This is a genomic window from Paraburkholderia sp. EG286B (assembly GCF_040965655.1).
GTDB lineage: Bacteria > Pseudomonadota > Gammaproteobacteria > Burkholderiales > Burkholderiaceae > Paraburkholderia.
This window is the reverse complement of the sequence record NZ_JBFRCF010000006.1, coordinates 255,978-276,144: the sequence shown is the minus strand read 5'-3', so window position 1 is coordinate 276,144 and position 20,167 is coordinate 255,978. Positions and strand designations below refer to the sequence as shown.

Sequence of the window (20,167 nt, the reverse complement as noted above, 5' to 3'; positions counted from 1 at the left end):
GTCCAGCCGGCCGGTCTATCGATCTATCGATGCGGGCCGATTACTTCAGCACGACCTTCACGTCGAAATACTTCGCCGCGATGCGGTCGAGCGTGCCGTCCGCCTTCAGGTCCTTGAGCGCGCCGTTCAAGGCGGTCTTGAGCGCCGCATCGTTCTTGCGCACGCCGTAGCCCACGCCCTCGCCAAGCAGTTTGACATCCACGACCTGCGGGCCCGCGAACGCGAAGGCCGCGCCCTGCGGCTTGTTCAGGAAGCCCTTGGAGGCAGCTTCGGCGTCGAGAAACGAGGCGTCGAGGCGGCCCGACACGAGGTCCGCGTAGATCTGGTCCTGCGTCGGGTACGGCACGACGTCGACGCCCGCCGGCGCCCACTTCGCTTTCGCGTAGGTTTCCTGGATCGTGCCCTGGAGCACGCCCACGTGCTTACCCCTGAGCGACTCGGGCGTGGGCTGCAGCGTGCTGCCCTTCTTCGCGATCATCTGGTTCGGAATCGCGTAGATCGGGTCGGTGAAGTCGATGGCCTGGCGGCGCTGGTCCGTGATCGACATGTCGGAATTGATCGCGGCGAACTTGCGCGCCTGCAGCGCCGGGATCAGACCGTCGAACGAGTTTTCCACCCACATGCACTTTGCCTTGAGCTTCGCGCAGACGGCATTGCCCACGTCGATATCGAAGCCCTGCAGTTCGCCTGCGGGCGACTTCGATTCGAACGGCGCGTACGACGCCTCCACGCCAAAGCGGATTTCCTTGATATCGGCGGCGTGTGCGGCCCCTGCCGCGCCTGCCGCGCCTGCCGTCATGGCGGCCGCGCAGAATGCGAGCGTTGCCAGCTTGTTCCAGTTCGTCTTCATCAGTGTCTCTTTCCAGTCAGATTGGGTGCGCCGGCGAAACCCGTTCTTGCCGTTTCATGGTTCGATTCGCGGCTAAAAAACGGCTTCCCGGCGCCGGCACAGGATCGCTGCGCCAACCACACGGCTCAATCGCGCGCACCGTGTGTGGTGCGCCGCAACAACCGCGAGGGCGCGATTGTACCGCGACGGCGCCGGCGCCCCGCCCCGCGGGCGGCAAGCGGCGCATGGCGCGCCCGCGCGCGGCGGCGAGCTCACGCGCTGCGTTCGAACATGCAAGTGGGTGTCGTGGCTGCGCAAGCGCGGGAGAGCGCGTGCGCGTGCGGCTAGCGCTCAGGCGAGCGCGGCGAGCGTCTCGCGGGTCGTATCGACGACGAGCAGGCCCGCGCGCAAGCCCGGCTTCACGCCCGGATTCGGAAACACGATGCGCTCCTCGTCGTGCTGCACGACGTAGCGGTAGGCGCCGTCTTCCGCCAGCACCTCGCCGCGCGGGAACGGGGTGAAGTTGGCCACGTCGGCGGCCACGTTGAGCTTGAGCGCCGCGCTCTGCTTCGTGATCTGGCCGATCACCGTGAAAATGCGCGGCATCTGCGCGCCCTTCGGCAACGACAACTCTCCCGCCACGAGACGGCGCACGGCGGCATCGGCACCGGCGAAGCGCGCCAGGTCATTCTGGCCGAACGGACGCACCTTGCCCAGTTCGAGCGTGCAGGCGAGCGCCCCGCACGTTTCGGCCGTAAACGACGACAAGGTCGCGCCCTTCTCGGTGTGGATCAGCACGGCCGCGATGCGTGCGTCGGCGAGCCATTCGAGCATCGCGCGCGCGGGCGGCTCGCCCGTATGAGGCAGCAGCGCGAACTGCTCGAACGCCGAAGCGCGGATCGCCGTATGCATGTCGAGGTGCCAGCGCGCGTACGGCGCGTCGGCGGAACTCGCGGCCTTCGCAAAGAAGCGCTGCGCCGCCGCTTCGAGCGCCACGGCGCGCGGCGCCTCGCGGCTCGCCGGCACACGCGCATGGCGGCCGCCGAACAGGCGGTTCAGATCGTCGTCGAGATAGCGCTCGCCGGCGCGCATCGCGCCGGCATTGCCGAGCACCGCGAGCACGCGGCAGGCGAGCGGCGCGCGGCCCGCCGCGATGTCGGCCACGAGCTGCGAGAGCAGTTCGATCGGCGCCGTTTCGTCGCCGTGCACGCCTGCCGACAGCAACACGCTGCGCGTCGTCTCGTCGATGCGTGCCGGTTCCAGCTCCAGCACGCCCTCGTCGAGCCACTGCCAGCGCACGCCGCCCGCGCATTCGCCACGCGCCGCTGCGGGCGTGGCCGGACGCGAGCCCGCGAGCGTGTACGCGAGAAAGTTCGCGAGCGGGGTATCAGCGCTGGAAGTCATAGAGCGATCCGAGGCCGAGAATCTGCGTGAGTTCGTCGAGCGCCGTGCGCGACTCGACGAGCAGCGCCGGATCGGTCAGGTCCTGCGGCGCGAGCCGGTCGCGATAGTGCCGCTCGATCCAGCCGTCGAGGCGCGTGAAGAGCGCGTCGTTCATCCACACGCCAGGCGCCGTCGCCGCGCGCTCCTCCGCGCTGAGCACCACGCGCAGACGCAGGCACGCCGGGCCGCCGCCGTTCTTCATGCTCTCGCGCAGGTCGAACACGAGCACTTCGTCGACCGGCCCGCTGCTCGCGACCAGTTCGTCGAGGTAGATCGCCACGTGCGGATTCTCGCGGCACTCCTGCGGCACGACGAGAATCTGCGTGCCGTCCGCGCGGCTCAGCAACTGGCTGTTGAAGAGATAGGACGACACCGCGTCGGCCACGCTCACGCGCGCTTCGGGCACTTCGATCACGTGGAACGGCGCGTCGTACGCCGCGAGCTTCGTGCGCAACTCGTCGTAGACCGCCTTCTGGTCGACGAACGCGCGCTCGTGGCAAAACAGCGTGCTGCGGTTGCCCACGGCGATCACGTCGTTATGGAACACGCCGGCGTCGATCACATCCGGATTCTGCTGCGCGAACACGGTGCCCGCATCGGTCAGGCCGTGGCGCTGCGCGATGGCGCGGCTCGCCTCGAACGTCTGCCGCGCCGGGAAGCGCTTGGGCTCCGGTCCACGACGGTATTCGCTGCGCCCGTACACGAAGAACTCCACGCCGCGCTCGCCGTACTGCGCGCTGAAGCGCGTATGGTTGGCCGCGCCTTCGTCGCCGAGCGCGGGCGTGCCGGGCAGCGCCTCGTGCACGACGAAGTGCGACGGGTCCGCGAACACCGTGGAAAGCGTGCGGCGCGTGGCCTCATGCTCGATCGCGCGATGCAGCTTGCTGCACAGGTTCGCGGGTGTGAAGTGCACGCGCCGGTTCGGCGTATCCGCCGAAGGGCTCACCGTCGCCGCATTCGCGGTCCACATGGCCGACGCGGAGCTTGCCGCAGCGAGCAGTTCGGGCGCGTCCTTCGCGGCGCGCGCAATCGCTTCGGCATCCTTACCGCCGAAGCCCAGCTCGCGCAGCAACCGCATGGACGGCCGCTCCTGCGGCGGCAGCACACCTTGCGCGAAGCCGAGGTCGGCGAGCCGCTTCATCTTGCGCAAGCCCTGCTGCGCCGCGGCGCGCGGGTTCGCGACGGACTTCTCGTTGCTCTGCGAGGCGACGTTGCCGAACGACAGCCCGGCGTAGTTGTGCGTGGGGCCGACGAGTCCGTCGAAGTTGGCTTCAAGGGTTTGCATCGTCGTTCCTTAGAAGTGAAGACCCGGCGATACGCTCGCGGGCATCTGCAGTTGCGCGCTCTCCACCGAGGCCATCGGGTAGGCGCAGTAGTCGGCGGCGTAGTACGCGCTCGGCCGGTGGTTGCCCGAGCGGCCCGCGCCGCCGAACGGCGCGCCGCTCGACGCGCCGTTGGTCGGGCGGTTCCAGTTCACCACGCCCGCGCGGATCTCGCGCGTGAAGCGCTGCCACAGCGCTTCGTCGTCGGCGAGCAGGCCCGCCGAGAGGCCGTACGCCGTATTGTTGGCCTGCGCGATGGCGTCGTCGAAACCCGCGTAGCGGATCACCTGGGCGAGCGGCCCGAAGTGCTCTTCATCGGGCAGGTCGGCCACGCCCGTCACGTCGAGAATCGCCGGCGTCACGAAGCCGAGCGCCGGGTCGCGCTGTGTCATCGGCAGCAAGGCGCGTGCGCCGCGCTCGAGCAATTGCGCCTGCGCACCCATCAGCTTGCCCGCCGCGCGCGCCGAAATCACGGCGCCCATGAAGGGCTGCGGCTCGGCGTCGTACTCGCCCACCGTGATGCGCGAACTCACTTCGACGAAGCGCGCAAGGAACTGCTCGCCGAATGCGTCTGCGGGCACGAGAATGCGGCGCGCGCACGTGCAGCGCTGCCCCGCCGAAAGAAACGCCGACTGGATCGTGTGATGCACGGCGGCATCGATATCCTCGACCGGCGCGACGACGAGCGGATTGTTGCCGCCCATCTCCAGCGCGAGCACGATCTCGGGCCGGCCGCCGAACTGGCGATGCAGCAGCGTGCCCGTGTCCGAGCTGCCCGTGAAGAAGAGCCCGTCGATCTGTTTGTGATTCGCAAGCGCAATGCCTGTGTCGCGCTCGCCCTGCACGAGGTTGAGCACGCCCGCGGGCAAGCCGGCTTCGCGCCAGAGTTCGACCGTGACGCGCGCCACTTCCGGAGCGAGCTCCGAAGGCTTGAACACGACCGCGTTGCCCGCGATCAGCGCCGGCACAATATGGCCGTTGGGCAAATGGCCCGGAAAGTTGTACGGACCGAACACGGCGACGACGCCATGCGGGCGATGGCGCAGCACCGCCACGCCGTCGGCCATCGGCGCACGCTTCTCGCCGGTGCGCTCGCCGTAAGCGGTGATCGAAATCGCGACCTTCGCGGCCATCGACGCCGCTTCGGTGCGCGCTTCCCAGAGCGGCTTGCCGGTCTCGCGGCCAATCGCCTGGGCGAGCGTTTCCTTCTTTTCGGTAACGAGCGCGGCGAAGCGCTGCACGATCTCGCAGCGCGCTTCGAGCGGCGTTTGCGCCCACGCGGCGAACGCGCGGCGCGCGGCGTTCACGGCGCGCTCGACCTCTTCGGCGCTCGCGGCGTTGCCGCTCCACACGGTCTCGCCCGTGCCGGGGTTGCGCGAAGCGAACGCGGGGCCCGAGGCCGCGCACCATTGCCCATCGATGTAAAGCTCGTTCATGGTCATCCCTGTTTTTGCTTTGCTGCCGGGCCGAGCACGCGCACCGGCTCGCCCGCCGCGACGTTCAGCGCCGCCGCTTCCGTGGCGCTCAGCGTGAACACGCCGTCGTGCACGACGCCCGGCGCGAAACCCACGCGAAAATCGCCGAGCGACGTATTGGATACGAGGGAGCGCACGCCCTCTTCGGCATGCGCCTCGCCGATCTCGACCGGCACGACCACGCTGTCGCGCACCGTGCGCAAATCGCCGATATGGCATTCGAGCACCGGGCCCGCGTCGAAGATATCGACGTGATTCTCGTAGCGCAGCCCCTCGGCTTCGAGCATGCGGCGTGCGGGAATCGTGTCTGCATGCGTGAGGCCCACGCAAGCCTGCGCTTCCTCGGGCAGCAGTTCGACGTACACCGGGTAACGCGGCATCAGCTCCGCGAGGAACGACTTGCGCCCGTGCGAGCTGAGGTAGTCGGCAGCGTTGAAATCGATTTGATAGAAGTGCGAGCCGACCGCGCGCCAGAACGGCGACGTGCCTTGCGCGTCGAAATGGCCGCGCAATTCCGCGCACAGGCGCTCGGGGAAGCGCTCGCGAAACTGCGCGATGAACATGAAGCGCGAACGCGACAGCAGGCTGCCCACCCCGCCCGTCCGATAGCGCGGCGAAAGAAAGAGCGAGCACACCTCGGCGTAGCCCGTGAGATCGTGCGAGATATTGAGCGCGCGCATGCGCGTCCAGATGCCGAGCTCCTGGCTTGCGTGCACCACGGTGCTCACGCGGTAGTTGTAGAACGGCTGCTCCAGGCCCACGGCCGTTTCGATGCCACAAACGCCCGCCACGTCGCCCGTGGCCGTGTCTTCCATCACGAAGAAGTAGCCCGCTTCGCGTGGCGCGGCCTCGCCTGCGAGCGTGCGCCGCGCGCGCTCGATGCGCGCCTTGAGCGCCTCGCGGTCGGGCTTGAAGGTGGTGAGGCCGGGGCCCGTTTCCTGGGCGAGCGCGACGAGCGCGTCCACGTCGCCCGTTTGCACGACGCGTACCACGATCATTGTGCGTCTCCCATATAAGCGTCCTCTGTTTGCGGGGTGGCGCGATACAGCGGCGCACAGCGCACCGGCTCGCCGTCCTGCACGCCGAGCGCGGCGCGCGCGCTCGCGTCGAGCGGCGCGATGATGCCGGCGCCCTTCTCGCTTTCGGGCAGCGTCGCGAGCACGCAGCGGAACTCGCCCGCGTGCTGGCTCGCGACCAGATACGCCGCGCCCTCTCGATTCGTTGCGAGCGCAACTTCACGCACCGTGCGCGTCTCGCTTCCAGCGACGGAAGCCGTGCGATCGACCTGCGCGGTGAGCACCGGACCCGCATCGAAAATATCGACGTAGCGGTCGGGCTCGAAGCCCTCTTCCAGATGAATTTCGTAAGCGAGCAAGGCGCTCGGATCGGGCTCGCCGAGCACGCGCTGCGCGGGCTCCGGCAGCAGCGGCACGTAGAGCGGATAAGCCGGCATCACCTCGGCGATGAAGGTACGGCTGCGTCCGCCCGACGCCAGTTCGATGTCCTTGAAGTCGCGCCCGAAGAATTTGCGCCCGACGGCCTCCCAGAACGGCGACACGCCCTTGTCGTCGGTCACGCCGAGCAACAGCGTGAACACTTCAGGCGTGAAGCGCCGGCGGTTCATCGCGACGTACATCATGCGTGCGCGCGACATGAGATGCGCGGCCGCGTCGCCGCGCAGCGACGGCTCGATGTAGAAGCCTGCGAGGCGGCTCTTGCCCGTGAGTTCGTGCGACATCGTCAGCGCGTGAATCTTGCGGTTCACGTGCAGCTCGCGCGACGCGTGAATCAGCGCGTCGTTGCGAAACGCGTAGAACGGCTCGGCGTAGCCGGCCGCCGCCACGATGCTCGAGGTGCCGACGAGCCGCCCCGTGGCGGAATCTTCGAGCACGAACAGATAGAACTCCTCACCGGGGAAGTCCACGTCCGCGCGAAACGAATCTTCGGAAAGCGCGATGCGCGCTTCCAGCGCCGCGCGGTCGTGCGGCAGCGAATGCAGCACCGGCTGCGCGGTGCGCGCCATGTGGGCGATCGCGTCGAGATCGGAAAGCCTGGCGGGGCGAACGAATAGCATCGTCGATCCTGTGTGTGCGCTGGGTTGCGGCTGGGTTGCGATTTAGCGTGCGCCGATCACGTCTGCGCAGGCCTGCTCGAAGCGCGCAAAGCCTTCGTCGAGGTCCGCTTCGGGAATGATGAGCGAGGGCGCGAAGCGCAGCACATCCGGCCCGGCAATCAGCATCATCACGCCGCGATTCGCGGCCGCCCCGTTGAAGTCCTTGGCGCGGCCCGCAAAGCGCGCGTTCAGTTCGGCGCCGATCAACAGCCCCTTGCCGCGCACTTCCTTGAACATGTCGAAGCGCTCGTTGAGCTTCGCGAGCTTGCCGCGAATCGCTTCGCCGCGCGCACGCACGCCAGCCAGCAGCGCCGGATCGCTCACGAGCTCGACCACCTTGCCCGCCAGAGCGGCGCCCAGCGGATTGCCGCCATAGGTCGTGCCATGCACGCCCACCTTGAAGTGCGCGGCAATCGCTTCGGTCGTGAGCATCGCGCCGATCGGGAAGCCGTTGCCGAGCGCCTTGGCGGTCGTGAGGATGTCGGGCGTGACGCCCGTATCTTCGTAGGCGTAGAAGTGGCCCGTGCGGCCCACGCCCGTTTGCACTTCGTCGAAAATCAGCAGCGCGCCGTGCGCGTCGCACGCTTCGCGCAGCGCGCGCAGGAACGCGGGATCGGCGGGAATCACCCCGCCCTCGCCCTGCACCGGCTCGACGATCACGGCGCAGGTCTGCGCGCCGATGGCGCGCTTCGCCGCTTCGATGTCGTTGTACGGCAGATGCGTGATGCCGCCCGGCACGGGGCCAAAGCCCTCCGAATACTTGGGCTGGCCGCCCACGCTCACGGTGAAGAACGTGCGGCCGTGGAACGACTGCGTGAACGAGACGATCTCGAACTTGTCGGCGCCGTGCCGATCGAACGCCACGCGGCGCGCGAGCTTGAGCGCCGCCTCATTGGCCTCCGCACCCGAGTTCGCGAAGAACGCGCGATCGGCGAACGTGAGCGCTTCGAGCTGGCGCGCGAGGCGCAGCACCGGCTCGTTGGTGTAGCCGTTGCCGATGTGCCAGAGCTTGCTGCCCTGCTCCTGCAGCACGCGCAGCAGCTCCGGATGCGCATGGCCCAACGACGTCACGGCGATGCCGCAGGCGAAGTCGATGTAATCGCGGCCCTCGGTGTCCCACACGCGCGAGCCGACACCGCGATCCGGCACGAACGGCGCGGGCGAGAAACACGGCACCATCACTTCGTCGAAGGTCTTGCGGCTCACAGTCTGGTCGTTCATGGCGATTCCTCTTTTACTCAGTGCGTGTCGAATTCGGGGTCGGTGTGCGTTGGGGCCGTGCCCTTTCGCTCAGGTGGCGTTGCATGGGACGGGACTAAGCGCTCCGGCGCCAAGCCCGTCGACACCTGTGCAGTGTAGGCAAGCTGCGCGCAAACGTCTTGCGCAGGCGCGACGCGTTTTTTCGTACGGAACCTGCAAGGTCCGGGCGCTTGCTGCGCCGCGGCCAGCTTCACTGCACTTCCGGCGGCTCGACGAGCGCGCCCGCGCGCGGTTCGGCGGCGGCCCCGCCGTGCTGGCGCTCGATCCAGTTGCGGCGGTCCTCGCGCGGCGTCACGCCGAAGCGCTCGCGGTACGCATTCGAAAAATGCGCCGCCGACGAAAACCCGCACGCGAGACTGATCTGCACCACCGACTTGCTGGTGCGCTGCAATTGCGAGCGCGCCTTGGCAAGGCGCAGGCCCAGGTAATACTTCGACGGCATCGCGCCGAGGTACTGGCGAAACAGCCGCTCGAGCTGCCGCCGCGACACGCCCACGAGATTCGCGATCTCGTCGGTCGTGAGCGGGTCCTCGATATTCGCCTCCATCAGCTTGAGCGCGTCGTTCAGGCGCGGGTGCCGCTCGCCGGGCGCGGTCACGAATGGAATGCGCTGGCGCTCGTCGCCGCTGCGCAGCGTGCTGGCGCCCAGCGCGTCGGCAATGCGCTCGGCGAGTTCCGGGCCATGGTCGCGGCCGATCATCGCGAGCATGAAGTCGAGTGTGGCCTGGCCGCCCGAGCAGGTCGCGCGGTCGCGGTCGATTTCATAGATGTGCTGCGTGACGATGGTGCGCTCGAACTGCTCGGCGAACTGCTGGAAGGTTTCCCAGTTTGCGGCCACGCGGTAGCCCTGCAACTGCCCCGCCATCGCGAGCCACCAGATGCCGTGGTGAATGCCCGTGACGAGCGGCGTGCGCTGCCCCACGCGCGCGAGACTCGCGAGAAAGAGCCGGTAGTCGGCGAACTGCTGGTAGCGCTCGGTCACGACGATCAGCCAGTCGGCTGAAACGGCGTCGCCGAACGCGCAGTCGGCGGGCCACTGCGCGCCACCCGCGAGCGGCACGGGGCGGCCGTTCCACGAGCACATCTGCCAGCGGTACAGCGCGCGGCCGTCGATCTCGTTGGCGAGATTGAGCGCGTCGACGATCGGGCCCACGCCCGACATCGAAACGGGCGGCAGCGCGACGATCGCCACCTGGGTCGTGCGGCTGGCGCGCGCGAGCGGCACCTGGCCCCCGGGCGCGGCGGCCGGAACTGAAGCGGAAGGAAGAGCGGCGGAACGGACCATCGGCAAGACGCGGCGCGAGACTGAACGCGCCGCTTACTTGAGACTGCCGGAGAGGAACTGACGCAAGCGATCGCTCTTCGGCGCGCCGAGCACATCGGCGGGCGAGCCCTCTTCCTCCGTGCGCCCCTGGTGCAGGAACATCACATGATTCGAGACGTTGCGCGCAAAGCCCATTTCGTGGGTGACGACGATCATCGTGCGGCCCTCTTCGGCCAGCTTTTGCATCACCTTGAGCACTTCGCCCACGAGTTCGGGGTCGAGCGCCGAAGTCGGTTCGTCGAACAGCATCACGTCGGGATGCATCGCGAGCGCGCGCGCAATCGCCACGCGCTGCTGCTGGCCGCCCGAAAGATGCGACGGATATTGCTTCTCCACGCGGGGCGCGAGGCCCACTTTCTCCAGATACTGCCGCGCGCGGTCCTCGGCTTCCTTGCGCGGCACGCCGAGCACGTGGATAGGCGCTTCCATCACGTTCTCGAGCACGTTCATGTGCGACCAGAGATTGAAGTGCTGGAACACCATCGCGAGCTTGGTGCGGATGCGCTGCAACTGCTTGTGGTCGGCCACATCCAGGTCGCCGTTGCGGCCCGCCTTCGTGCGCACGGCCTCGCCGTCCACGACGATCTCGCCGGCGTTCGGCTTCTCGAGGAAATTGATGCAGCGCAGGAAGGTGCTCTTGCCCGAACCGCTCGCGCCGATGATGCTGATCACGTCGCCCTTCTTCGCGTCGAGCGAGACGCCCTTGAGCACCTCGTTGTCGCCGTAGCGCTTGTGGATGTCGCGCGCGACGAGCTTGCTATCTGAGGATTGCGTCTGAGCCAAGATGGTCTCCAGTTTCCGGTGTTCCAGTGAATCAGCGGGTGCGCACGGCGAGATGGCCGAGCCAGCGTTTTTCGGCGCGGCGGAACGCGGCCACCAGCACGAACGATACCGCACAGTAGATCAGCGCCGCGAGGCCGAACGACTCGAACGAGCGGTAGGTGACCGAGTTGGCGTCGCGCGCGACCTTGAGAATGTCGGGCACCGTCGCGGTGAAGGCCACCGTGGTCGCGTGCAGCATCAGGATCACTTCGTTACTGTACAGCGGCAGTGCGCGGCGCAGCGCCGAAGGCAGGATCACGCGCCAGTACATCGTGAACGGGCTCATGCCGTAGGCGCGCGCCGCTTCCACTTCGCCGTGCGAGGTCGCGCGGATCGCGCCCGCGAAAATCTCCGTCGTGTACGCACAGGTGTTGAGCGCGAACGCGAGCACCGCGCAGTTCAGGCCGCTGCGGAAGAACGCGTCGAGCAGCGGCTCCGAACGGATGAACGCGAGACTGTACACGCCCGTGTAGATGAGCAGCAACTGCACGTAGAGCGGCGTGCCGCGAAACACGTAGGTGTAGAAACGCACCGGCAGCGAGAGCCAGCGGCGGCTCGAGACGCGCGCCACGGCGAGCGGCACCGCGCACACGAAGCCGAAGGCGACGGAGATCACGAGCAGCCACAGCGTCATCGCGAGGCCCGAGACATGCTCGCCGTCCCAGTAAAGGAACGCGCGGCCGAATTGCTGGATGATTTCGTTCATGACGGCCTTTTCCTCACAGTTGCGCGTGACGCACGCCCACCGAATAGCGGCGTTCGAGCCAGACGAGCGCGAAGTTCGAGAGCGTGGTGATCGCGAGATAGATGAGCGCCGCGATCACGAGGAAGAAGAACAGGTTGAAGGTGCTGCGGCCCGCGTCCTGGGCGGCCTTCACGACATCGGCGAGACCGATGATCGAGACGAGCGCCGTCGCCTTGACGAGCACCTGCCAGTTGTTGCCGATGCCGGGCAGCGCGAACCGCATCATCTGCGGAAAGAGGATGCGGGCGAACACGCGCGCCCCGCTCATGCCGTAGGCGTGGCCCGCTTCGAGCTGGCCGCGCGGCACCGCGAGAAACGCGCCGCGAAAGGTTTCGGTGAAGTACGCGCCATAAATGAAGCCGAGCGTGACGACGCCGGCCACGAACGGATCGATATCGATCTGCGCCATGCCGAGCGCGTCGGTGGCCTCGTTCACGCCGATCTGGATGCTGTAGAAGAGCAGCAGCATCAGCACGAGGTCGGGCACCGAGCGGATCAGCGTCGTGTAGGCGGTCGCCACGGCCGCGAGCGGCCGGTTGAACGAGAGCTTGGCTGCCGCGCCCGCCAGGCCGAGCAGGACAGCCACGCCGAGCGAGAGGAGCGAAAGTTCGATGGTCTGGATCGTGCCGGCGAGCAGCACCGGGCCAAAGCCGTAAAGGATCACGCGCGTCTCCGGAACAAAGTTGTTTTGTCGTTTCGGGCGGCCTCGCGCGGCACGTGGGCGCCGCCGAAACCGATGAACTGGCGCGGATCGTCTCAGTGCAAAATGGATTGCTCAAACTAGCGCGGCGCGGATATTGCAGTGCAGCATTGCCGCGCGACGCGTCGGCGCGTGCGGATCAGGCCCGCACAGCCGCGGGCGCGATGCTTTTGAAAGGCGGAAAAAAATGCCCCGGCACGCGAGGCGCGCGGGGCATTTACGCAAGTTTGGGGTCGCTTTTTCGATAGGCGCGCGGCGTGCGCGCCGCGACCCGGCGGAGCTTACGCGGCGCGCGTTTGCGTGCCGCGTGCGCTGCCCGCACGGGCGTTCGCGCCGAGCAGCTGTTCGGCGAGCGCGCCGAACAGCAGGCCGATCGTGGTCCAGAGAATGAGCTGCATGCCGATCGACACCGTGCGGAACTTCCACAGCAGCACGGCCGGGAACGCGGCGGGCACCTCGTTGATCGTCGGCAGCGCGAGCTGGACCGCGCCGATCACGACGACGAACAGCACGAGCGCCACGATCGAAGCGTTCCAGACGCCCAGACGCGGCACGAACGCGGCGCGCACCTTGAGCGATAACACCGACACGGCGATCGAGATCGCGATCATCAGGAAGAAGAGCCCGGTTCGATAGCCGATCGTCTCCGGGTCGCCGACCGAGGGCGGATTCGACGGATACTTGATGTTCGGCACCATGTAGATCGCGACGAACGCCGCGAGCGCGAGCCAGGCCGAGAGCGCGCGCGGCGAAAGACGCCCCGCGCGGCCATTCGCATACGCGAAGACGAGCGCAAAGAGCCCGCCGATCGACGCGCCATAGACCATCACGCCCGTGAAGAGACCGAAGCTCGCCTGGGTCTCGCGGCTGACGATTTCGGGCTCGGGCGCTTCGCCCTTCGCGGCGTCCGCTTTCTCCTCGAAGGAAATCGCCTGATCGACCTGGGGCTCGCCCGCGATCTTCGCGAAGCCGAACGTGAGGAGTCCCGCGGCGATGCCTGCGAGCATGCCGCGTACCAGCAACTTGCCAACCATGTTCAGCTCCCGGTCAGTGGCAGGGGAAGCCGAGCAGATGGCGGCCGTCGTGAACGAACTCGTGGACGTACATGCCCGGGAAGATCGCGGTGGCGCCCTGCTCGGCGCCCACGAAGTACAGGGCCAGCAGCAGCATGAGGCCGCCGAAGATCGCCCAGGGCAGGATCTCCCGCAGCGGAATGGGCGCCGGCGCGGCCGGTGCGTGCTGCAAGGGGAATGTGGTTTCGGACATGCTGACTTCTCCTGGGGTTACGCGCCCCGCTAGTCGTTGAAAGAGTGGTTCACGACGCGCAGGTCTGACTTCCGTTGCTTCGATGTTTTCGACGGCAACCAGTTACAGTGGCGCGACCGCGCCGGACTTGCACCGGCTTCCGCGTGTCGTGGAGCCTGTATTCTACGCGCTGCGGCGGCTGGCCGCGGCTCGAATGTCAGCCACAGAGTGGCGAAGCAAAAGGAGAAGCATGTCGACGACAGTCTGGCTGGTGAGCCATGCGGCCAATGCCGCGCTGCGCTCGGGCACGTTCCCGCACGAGCCTGACGTGCCTGTAGCGGGCGGTGACGCCGAAGCAGCGCTCGACGCGCGCGCACTCGAGGCGCTCGCCGCCTGGCGCGAGCGCTGGCACGTGCGGCTGGCCGGCGGTCATCGCCATGGCGAGGCGCCGTGCGCGCTCACGAGTCCCGCAGCGATCGCGCGCGCGAGCGCACGCGCGGCAGGCTTCGCGGGGGCAACGCCAGCTGACGCGCTCGCCGAAGCCGCCTTCGGCGCGTGGCAAGGCCGGCGCCTGACGGATCTCGCGCGGGAAGCGCCCGAAGCCCTTGCGGCCTGGACGCGCGATCCAGGCTTCAGGCCGCCAGACGGCGGCGACTCGTTCGACGATGTCCGCGCGCGCGTCGGCGCCTGGCTCGATGCGCTGCCCGAATCGGGACACACCCTGATCGCCTTCACGCACGCGAGCGTGATCCGGGCGGCGATTCTTCACGCGCTGGGCGCGCCGTCGTCGGGTTTTCGCTCGATCGAAATCGCGCCGCTTGCCGTGACGGCGCTGCGCCGCTCGGAGCACGGCTGGGTATGGCTCGCAGCGATGGACTGAGACAGGGACGGCATTCCTTGATCTGCGTCCATGCGCCGCGAAACTACACGTATCAACGCGTTGACACACACCTATCCGAGGCCTAGCATCGGGACTGTATCAACCACGTAGATACACCGCGATCAGGTATGGACATCAAGCTCAACACGTTATTGGCCAGGCGGCTGATTCAGTACGAGGACGAAATGGCGATACAAACCCTGAAGCGTTGGGGAAACAGCCTTGCGGTGCGCATTCCGGCCAGCCTTGCCAGCAAGCTGGCGTTGGCAGAGGGACAGGAAGTCGAGGTGGAAGTCGAAGATGGGTCGCTCACGGTTCGCCCGCATACGGCGATCCGGCGCTTCTCGCGCGAGCGCTATTTGCAGCAGTTGCGCGAGAGGAAGCTCGAGCCGCACCCGCTCGTCGACTTCGGCCAGCCGCAAGGCACCGAGATCGGCGGACCCGATGACCCCACGCGTTTCGACCCATGGTAAGGAACGCATGAAGAACGCCACACCAGACGCAGGCGACATCCTCTGGCTCAACGTCGGGCCGGGTGCGGGCAGCGAGCAGGACGGCTATCGCCCTGCGCTCGTCCTCACCGACGCCGAGTTCAACGAACTGACAGGCCGCTTCATCGGGCTGCCCATCACCAGCACCATTCACGGGTGGGAGTCGGAAATCCCCATCGGCGGCCTTGCCAGGCCTTGCGTCGCGATGGCCGACCAGATCACCACGCTTTCGCTCGCGGGCAGAGTCTGGCGGCACAAAGGGGAAACGGCGACAGCCGAGGAACTGGAGGCAGCGAAATTCGCCGTCGCCGGCATTCTGGCGCTGTAGCCAGCAACACACTGGAAGCGCCCTAATCCAGTCCCAACTGCGCCTTGATGGCCGGCATCATGTACTGCACGGCCGCGCGCCCTTCCTCGATGGCGGGCGCGGCGCGATGAAAGTCGAAGATCCCCATGCCGCCCAGGCGCGGCTGGATCAGCACGTCGGCGGGCTCGCCTGCCAGGCGGCTGCGCGTAATGCGCACCTGCATGATGTCGATGCTCTGCGCCACCGAGCTCAACACGGAAGGCACGCGCGTGCTGGGCGGCGGCGCCACGCGCACGTCCGGGCCGCCAGCCGCGCCGGGGCCTGCAGGCTGCAGCCAGCGCGGAAAGCGCTTGCCGTTGCGGCGCAGGAGCGGTTCGGGCGCCGCTTCGCTGGCTTCAGCACCATTGGCGCCACCGCTGGCCGCTCCGGCAGCCGATGCCGCCGTCACCGCGTCGCTCGCCTCCACGGGCAGCTCGCGCGGCATCGTGTCGATCGCGCCGCCCAGGTCGCGGCCGTTGAGAATGTCGTGATTGAGGTCGATGGCGATCACGGTGTCCGCGCGCATCGCGCGCGCGGCGGACACCGGCACCGGGTTGCTCAGTCCGCCGTCCACGAGCCACACGCCGTCATGCCAGATCGGCGTGAAGATGCCGGGAATCGCGATCGACGCGCGCACGGCATCCACCACGCCGCCGTCGCGCAGCCAGACTTCGCGCCCCGTGTCGAGTTCGGTGGCGACGGCCGTGAACGGCAGCTTCAGGTCATCGATCGAGCGGCCGTTGAACTGGTGCGCAAACAGGTCGATCACCTTGCGCCCGCCGAGCAGGCCGCCCGAAAAACGCAAGTCGAGCAGGCGCACCACGGTCTGCCAGGTGAGCTTGCCCACCCAGTCCTCGAGCCAGTCGAGATCGCCGTTCGCGTACACGGCACCGACCAGCGCGCCAATCGACGTACCGCACACCACGTCGGGCTTGATGCCGGCTTCCTCGAGTGCACGAATCGCGCCGATATGCGCCCAGCCGCGCGCCGCTCCACCGCCGAGCACGAGTCCCACACGCTTGGGCCGTCGCCGGTTCATCATGCGCGCCTCCTTGCGTGGCCCTGGGTCGACTGAATCAACTGAGTCAACTGAGTCAGCGACCGCGGATCACGTCCGAGCGCGAGGTCGTCGTGACCCGCCCGTCCGGTCCGAAATGCACGTTGAAATACGCTTCGGGCGTCACGCCCCCTTCCAGCCACTTCCAGCTCCACACCGTCTCCTTCTTCAAGCGATAGCCGGCCACCTGCCCAGGTTTACCGAGCAACCGGCGGACCTCGTCCTCACTCATGCCGACATGGATCTTCGCGAAGTTTTCCGCCGTGAGCGCCTGAGTAATGGCCACGAGGCGCCCGTTCGGACCGATGTCGACCATCCAGGTCTTGAGGCCCTGCGGGCCGCGCGGATATTCGAGGCGGCGCGAGCCGTCGTCGAACACGCGCTCGGTCTCGGGCTTGCCCATTTGCCCGCGCACCTGCTCGAGCGTGGAAACGCCGGGCGTGAGGCCCTTGAGCAGCAGCGCGTCGGGCTTCACGGAATCGAAGAACGCCTTGAATCCCTGCCGGATGGTGTCGAGCATGGCATCGAACTGGCGATCGTCGCAGCCGGAAAGCGTGAACGCCGCCGTGGCGGCGCACGCGAGCGCGAGCGAACGCGTGAGTGAAAACGTGGGCTTCATGTCCTTGCTAACGCATCAACATGGGCTTGCGTCTACGCGCGCCGATCCGGCGCGCCACGACATGCCCACAATGTACCGTCAATGGACCTGATCGTGCTGCGAGTCCCGCGTCGGACGGGACGCGCGTGCGGACACGCTCGCCGCGGCGGGCAGCGCATCGGCAGACTGTGTGGCGGACTGCGTGGCGGACTGCGCGCCGTGGCGCATGGCGCGACGCGTGCGAACGATTTCCGCGGCCTGCCACGAGAGCAGCGCGAACACGCCGAACACCACTTCGCGCATGCGCTTGACGAGCGCGAGCGAGAACGCCACGTCCTGGCTCACGCCAAAAAGCTGCGCGAGCAGCACCACGGCGACTTCCTGCACGCCGAGGCCCGCGGGCACCATGAAGGCGGCATGGCGCACGGCCTGGGTGATGGCCTCGATGGCGAGCGCGTCGCCGACCGTCACCGGATGGCCGAGCAGCGCGAGCGCCCACCACGTCTCGAACGCGCCGAGCATATAGCCGGCGAGCTGCCAGAAGAAAGCGCGGAACATGAGGCCCGTGCGCGACATCAGCGCATCGAGATCGGCATCGAGCTGCTTGCCGTCGATGCCGAGCATGAGCGGATTGTCGGCGCCGAGCAGCTTCGCGGCCCAGCGTTCGATCGCATGGAAAACGCCGCCGCGCCGCACCAGAAACACCGCGAGCACCGGCAGCGGCGCCGAGAGCACGAGCGCCAGTGCGAGCGTGACGATGGTGCGCAGCGAACCGCCATCGCCGGTCGCCGCGACGATCAGCACGACGCCGAGCGCCGAGAACGCGTATTGCACGGCGATCGTCACGAACACCTCGACGATCACCGAAGCCGTGACCTCGCTCGCATTGCGCACCTTCCAGCGCGCGAGGCGAATACCGACGAGTTCGCCGCCCACGCCGACCACGGGCAGCAACCGGTTCACGGCCTCGCGCACGGTCGCGGTCCACCAGAGGAAGCTCAGCGGTGCGCGCTTGTCGAGCAGGAGGCGCCACGCGTGAGCGTCGAGCAGGAGCGGCAGCGCGTGGAACGGCACGAGCCAGAGCAGCATGGGGCCTGCCGTGCCGATCACGCGCAGCACGTCGTGCGCGCCGTTATGGACCACGAGACCGATCAGGATGGCGATCCCGACGGGCAGGCCCAGCCATTGCAGCCACTTCATGACACCTGCACCTCGGGGCCGCGCGACGCGGCGGGATCGGAGCCCGAAGCCGCGCCGAAGAAGACGTCGGTGAAGCCGCCGCGGCGCACGCCCGCCTGCGCGAGCGCTGCGGCCACGCGCGGCGAGATCAGCGCGCCGAATTCGTCGGCGTGGCGATATGTCAGCATCGACGGCGTGATGGGTCCTTCGTGCGCTTCATCGGCGAGCGCCGGATGGCAGTAGATCTCGCCCACGCCCTGCGCGGGCAGATGCGCGAGCGCGTCGAGCACGGCGGCCTCGTCCATTGCGCCAGTCTTCGCGATGCCGACCACGTAGTCGTTGTGCGCAACCCCCGCACGCGCGAGCCGCGCGCGCACGAGCGCGAGCCAGGGCTTGAGCGCGAACGGCGCGCCTGCCTCGAGCGGCAGACGCATCGCGCGCAGACCGTAGTCGCGGCCGATCTCGAGGATCAGCGCGAGCACCGTGGGATGCAGATGAAAATGCTTGTGCGTGTTCACGTGATCGAGCGCGAGCCCGGTCGCCGCGAACGCTTCGAACTGCGCGCGGATCTCCTTCGCGAGCTGCCTGCGCACGTGCGGCAGGAAGAAGAAGCGCACGCCGTCGCGGACCATGTTGTCGCCGAAACGCCCTTGCGCATCGACGAGCGCGGGAATCTGCTCGCGCGGCAGCATGGCCGCGCCGTCCGCCAGCACCAGATGCAGCCCCACGCGCAAACCCGGCGTGCGGCGCGCCCGCGCCACGGCGTCCGCCGCGGCGGGCGCGGCCACCATCAGACTCGCGCAGTCGAGCACGCCCTCGCGATGCGCACGCTCCACCGCCGCATTGACCCGCTCGTGCAGGCCAAAGTCGTCGGCGGTGAAGATGAGCGCGCGCGCATCGGGGGACGAGCGGTCCATCATGCCTCGTGTGCGCGCAGGAAGCGGAAGAACTCCACGCCTTCGCGCAGACGCCGCTTCATCATGTCCCAGCTCGTGAGCATCTCTCGCACGATCTCCCAGATCTTCGACGGACGGAAATAGAACTGGCGATAAAACTGTTCCAGGTGGTGATAGATCTCGTCGCGCGACAGATGCGCATAGCCGATCGCGGCCAGTTGCACGCCCGATTTCGAAACGAGGTTGATGGTCTTGTTCTCTTCCATCCAGCCGTTTTCCACGGCCTGCTTGTAGAGCGTCGTGCCCGGATAGGGCGCAGCCAGCGACACCTGAATCGTATGCGGATTGATTTCCTTCGCGTACTCGATCGTCTTCCTGATCGTGTCCTGCGTCTCGCCCGGCAGCCCCAGAATGAAGGTGCCGTGCACCTTGATGCCGAGCTTCTTGCAGTCGGCGCTGAAGCGGCGCGCGAAATCCGTGCGCACGCCCTTCTTGATGTTCACGAGAATCTGGTCGTCGCCCGACTCGAAGCCCACGAGCAGGAGGCGCAGGCCGTTTTCCTTCATGACCTTCAGCGTCTTGTACGGCACGTTCGCCTTCGCGTTGCACGACCACGTCATGCCGAGCTTGCCGAGACCCATGGCGATCGCTTCGGCGCGCGGCAGGTCGTCGGTGAAGGTGTCGTCGTCGAACATCAGCTCCTTGACTTCCGGCATGTTCTCGCGAATCCACTTCGCTTCCTCGAGCACGTTCTCGACCGAACGCGTGCGGTAGACGTGGCCGCTCACGGTCTGCGGCCACAGGCAGAACGTGCAGCGCGACTTGCAGCCCCGGCCCGTGTAGATCGACACGTACGGGTAGTTCAGGTAGCCGATGAAGTAATTCTCGATCTTCAGGTCACGCTTGTAGATCGGCGCGACGAACGGCAGCGAGTCCATGTCTTCCAGCACCGGACGGCCCGGGTTGTGCTCGATCGAGCCGTCCTTCGCGCGCCACGAAATGCCCTTGACCTCGGCGAGCGGCATGCCTTCGGCGACTTCCTTGCAGGTGAAGTCGAATTCTTCGCGGCAGACGAAATCGATCGCCTCGCTTGCCGTGAGCGAATTGTGCGGATCGACCTGCACCTTCGCGCCCACCAGCCCGATGACGATCGACGGCTTGCGCTTCTTGAGGTCTTCGCAGAACAGCGCGTCGGTCGGGAACGACGGCGTGCTCGTGTGGATGATGACGAGGTCGTATGCGGCTGCAATCTTCAGCGTCTCTTCGACACCCAGGCTGTCGGCCGGCGCGTCGAGCACGCGGCTGTCGGGCACGAGGGCCGCGGGCTGCGCGAGCCAGGTGGGATACCAGAACGAGCGGATCTCGCGCTTTGCCTGGTAGCGCGAGCCCGCGCCACCGTCGAAGCCGTCATACGACGGGGCCTGCAGAAACAGCGTTTTCAT

At 67.5% G+C, this 20,167-nt stretch carries 21 protein-coding genes and 1 riboswitch; of the genes, 3 read left to right on the top strand and 18 right to left on the bottom strand.

Features of this window, described 5'->3' with window-relative positions:
* Nucleotides 1-40: 40 nt before the first annotated feature.
* The 13 genes from AB4Y42_RS15410 to AB4Y42_RS15350 form a co-directional block, all read right to left on the bottom strand.
* Nucleotides 41-850, bottom strand: coding sequence for an ABC transporter substrate-binding protein (locus tag AB4Y42_RS15410; RefSeq protein ID WP_368694653.1), 810 nt, complete (start codon nt 848-850; stop codon nt 41-43).
* Nucleotides 851-1,180: 330 nt separating this feature from the next.
* Nucleotides 1,181-2,233 carry a succinylglutamate desuccinylase gene (gene astE / locus AB4Y42_RS15405; protein WP_368694652.1) on the bottom strand — a complete coding sequence of 351 codons (1,053 nt, stop codon included), beginning with the start codon at nt 2,231-2,233 and terminating at the stop codon, nt 1,181-1,183.
* Nucleotides 2,217-3,557 carry an N-succinylarginine dihydrolase gene (astB, locus tag AB4Y42_RS15400; protein ID WP_368694651.1) on the bottom strand — a complete coding sequence of 447 codons (1,341 nt, stop codon included), beginning with the start codon at nt 3,555-3,557 and terminating at the stop codon, nt 2,217-2,219. The genes astE and astB overlap by 17 nt, the downstream gene beginning before the upstream one ends.
* Nucleotides 3,558-3,566: 9 nt before the next feature.
* Nucleotides 3,567-5,030, bottom strand: coding sequence for a succinylglutamate-semialdehyde dehydrogenase (astD, locus tag AB4Y42_RS15395; RefSeq protein ID WP_368686478.1), 1,464 nt, complete (start codon nt 5,028-5,030; stop codon nt 3,567-3,569).
* Nucleotides 5,031-5,032: 2 nt separating this feature from the next.
* Nucleotides 5,033-6,067: an arginine N-succinyltransferase gene (gene astA / locus AB4Y42_RS15390; protein WP_368686479.1), complete on the bottom strand. Its 1,035-nt coding sequence runs from the start codon at nt 6,065-6,067 to the stop codon at nt 5,033-5,035.
* On the bottom strand, nt 6,064-7,143 hold the full coding sequence (gene aruF / locus AB4Y42_RS15385) for an arginine/ornithine succinyltransferase subunit alpha (protein ID WP_368686480.1): 1,080 nt from the start codon (nt 7,141-7,143) through the stop codon (nt 6,064-6,066). Before aruF ends, astA begins: the two co-directional genes overlap by 4 nt.
* A 42-nt stretch (nt 7,144-7,185) precedes the next feature.
* Nucleotides 7,186-8,403, bottom strand: a complete 1,218-nt coding sequence (locus AB4Y42_RS15380) for an aspartate aminotransferase family protein (RefSeq protein WP_368686481.1) — start codon at nt 8,401-8,403, stop codon at nt 7,186-7,188.
* Nucleotides 8,404-8,632: 229 nt separating this feature from the next.
* Nucleotides 8,633-9,727, bottom strand: coding sequence for a GlxA family transcriptional regulator (locus tag AB4Y42_RS15375; protein WP_368686482.1), 1,095 nt, complete (start codon nt 9,725-9,727; stop codon nt 8,633-8,635).
* 33 nt (nt 9,728-9,760) lie between these two features.
* Nucleotides 9,761-10,549, bottom strand: coding sequence for an ABC transporter ATP-binding protein (locus tag AB4Y42_RS15370; RefSeq protein ID WP_368686483.1), 789 nt, complete (start codon nt 10,547-10,549; stop codon nt 9,761-9,763).
* Between the two features lie 31 nt (nt 10,550-10,580).
* On the bottom strand, nt 10,581-11,294 hold the full coding sequence (locus tag AB4Y42_RS15365) for an ABC transporter permease (RefSeq protein WP_368694650.1): 714 nt from the start codon (nt 11,292-11,294) through the stop codon (nt 10,581-10,583).
* 13 nt (nt 11,295-11,307) lie between these two features.
* The gene (locus AB4Y42_RS15360; RefSeq protein WP_028204762.1) at nt 11,308-11,997 is read right to left on the bottom strand and encodes an ABC transporter permease; all 690 of its coding nucleotides are present in this window, start codon (nt 11,995-11,997) and stop codon (nt 11,308-11,310) included.
* Between the two features lie 317 nt (nt 11,998-12,314).
* The gene (locus AB4Y42_RS15355) at nt 12,315-13,067 is read right to left on the bottom strand and encodes a CbtA family protein (RefSeq protein WP_368686484.1); all 753 of its coding nucleotides are present in this window, start codon (nt 13,065-13,067) and stop codon (nt 12,315-12,317) included.
* Between the two features lie 13 nt (nt 13,068-13,080).
* Entirely contained in the window at nt 13,081-13,299 is a 219-nt protein-coding gene (locus tag AB4Y42_RS15350) for a CbtB-domain containing protein (RefSeq protein ID WP_368686485.1), read from the bottom strand.
* A 39-nt stretch (nt 13,300-13,338) separates the two neighbouring features.
* Nucleotides 13,339-13,484, bottom strand: a riboswitch (cobalamin riboswitch).
* Nucleotides 13,485-13,528: 44 nt separating this feature from the next.
* Between AB4Y42_RS15350 and AB4Y42_RS15345 the strand changes: the two genes are divergently transcribed.
* The 3 genes from AB4Y42_RS15345 to AB4Y42_RS15335 all read left to right on the top strand — a co-directional run bounded on the left by AB4Y42_RS15345 (nt 13,529) and on the right by AB4Y42_RS15335 (nt 14,977).
* Nucleotides 13,529-14,158 carry a histidine phosphatase family protein gene (locus AB4Y42_RS15345; RefSeq protein ID WP_368694649.1) on the top strand — a complete coding sequence of 210 codons (630 nt, stop codon included), beginning with the start codon at nt 13,529-13,531 and terminating at the stop codon, nt 14,156-14,158.
* 128 nt (nt 14,159-14,286) lie between these two features.
* The gene (locus AB4Y42_RS15340; protein WP_368686487.1) at nt 14,287-14,631 is read left to right on the top strand and encodes an AbrB/MazE/SpoVT family DNA-binding domain-containing protein; all 345 of its coding nucleotides are present in this window, start codon (nt 14,287-14,289) and stop codon (nt 14,629-14,631) included.
* 7 nt (nt 14,632-14,638) lie between these two features.
* The gene (locus AB4Y42_RS15335) at nt 14,639-14,977 is read left to right on the top strand and encodes a type II toxin-antitoxin system PemK/MazF family toxin (protein WP_368686488.1); all 339 of its coding nucleotides are present in this window, start codon (nt 14,639-14,641) and stop codon (nt 14,975-14,977) included.
* Nucleotides 14,978-14,999: 22 nt separating this feature from the next.
* Here AB4Y42_RS15335 and AB4Y42_RS15330 read toward each other — a convergent pair whose 3' ends face one another.
* The 5 genes from AB4Y42_RS15330 to hpnJ all read right to left on the bottom strand — a co-directional run bounded on the left by AB4Y42_RS15330 (nt 15,000) and on the right by hpnJ (nt 20,167).
* The gene (locus AB4Y42_RS15330; RefSeq protein ID WP_368694648.1) at nt 15,000-16,037 is read right to left on the bottom strand and encodes a patatin-like phospholipase family protein; all 1,038 of its coding nucleotides are present in this window, start codon (nt 16,035-16,037) and stop codon (nt 15,000-15,002) included.
* Between the two features lie 52 nt (nt 16,038-16,089).
* Complete coding sequence (locus tag AB4Y42_RS15325; protein ID WP_368686490.1) at nt 16,090-16,671, bottom strand: hypothetical protein; 582 nt, start codon at nt 16,669-16,671, stop codon at nt 16,090-16,092.
* 78 nt (nt 16,672-16,749) lie between these two features.
* Nucleotides 16,750-17,850: a lysylphosphatidylglycerol synthase domain-containing protein gene (locus AB4Y42_RS15320; RefSeq protein WP_368694647.1), complete on the bottom strand. Its 1,101-nt coding sequence runs from the start codon at nt 17,848-17,850 to the stop codon at nt 16,750-16,752.
* Nucleotides 17,847-18,746: a hopanoid biosynthesis-associated protein HpnK gene (gene hpnK, locus AB4Y42_RS15315; protein ID WP_368686714.1), complete on the bottom strand. Its 900-nt coding sequence runs from the start codon at nt 18,744-18,746 to the stop codon at nt 17,847-17,849. Before hpnK ends, AB4Y42_RS15320 begins: the two co-directional genes overlap by 4 nt.
* On the bottom strand, nt 18,746-20,167 hold the full coding sequence (gene hpnJ / locus AB4Y42_RS15310; protein WP_368694646.1) for a hopanoid biosynthesis associated radical SAM protein HpnJ: 1,422 nt from the start codon (nt 20,165-20,167) through the stop codon (nt 18,746-18,748). Before hpnJ ends, hpnK begins: the two co-directional genes overlap by 1 nt.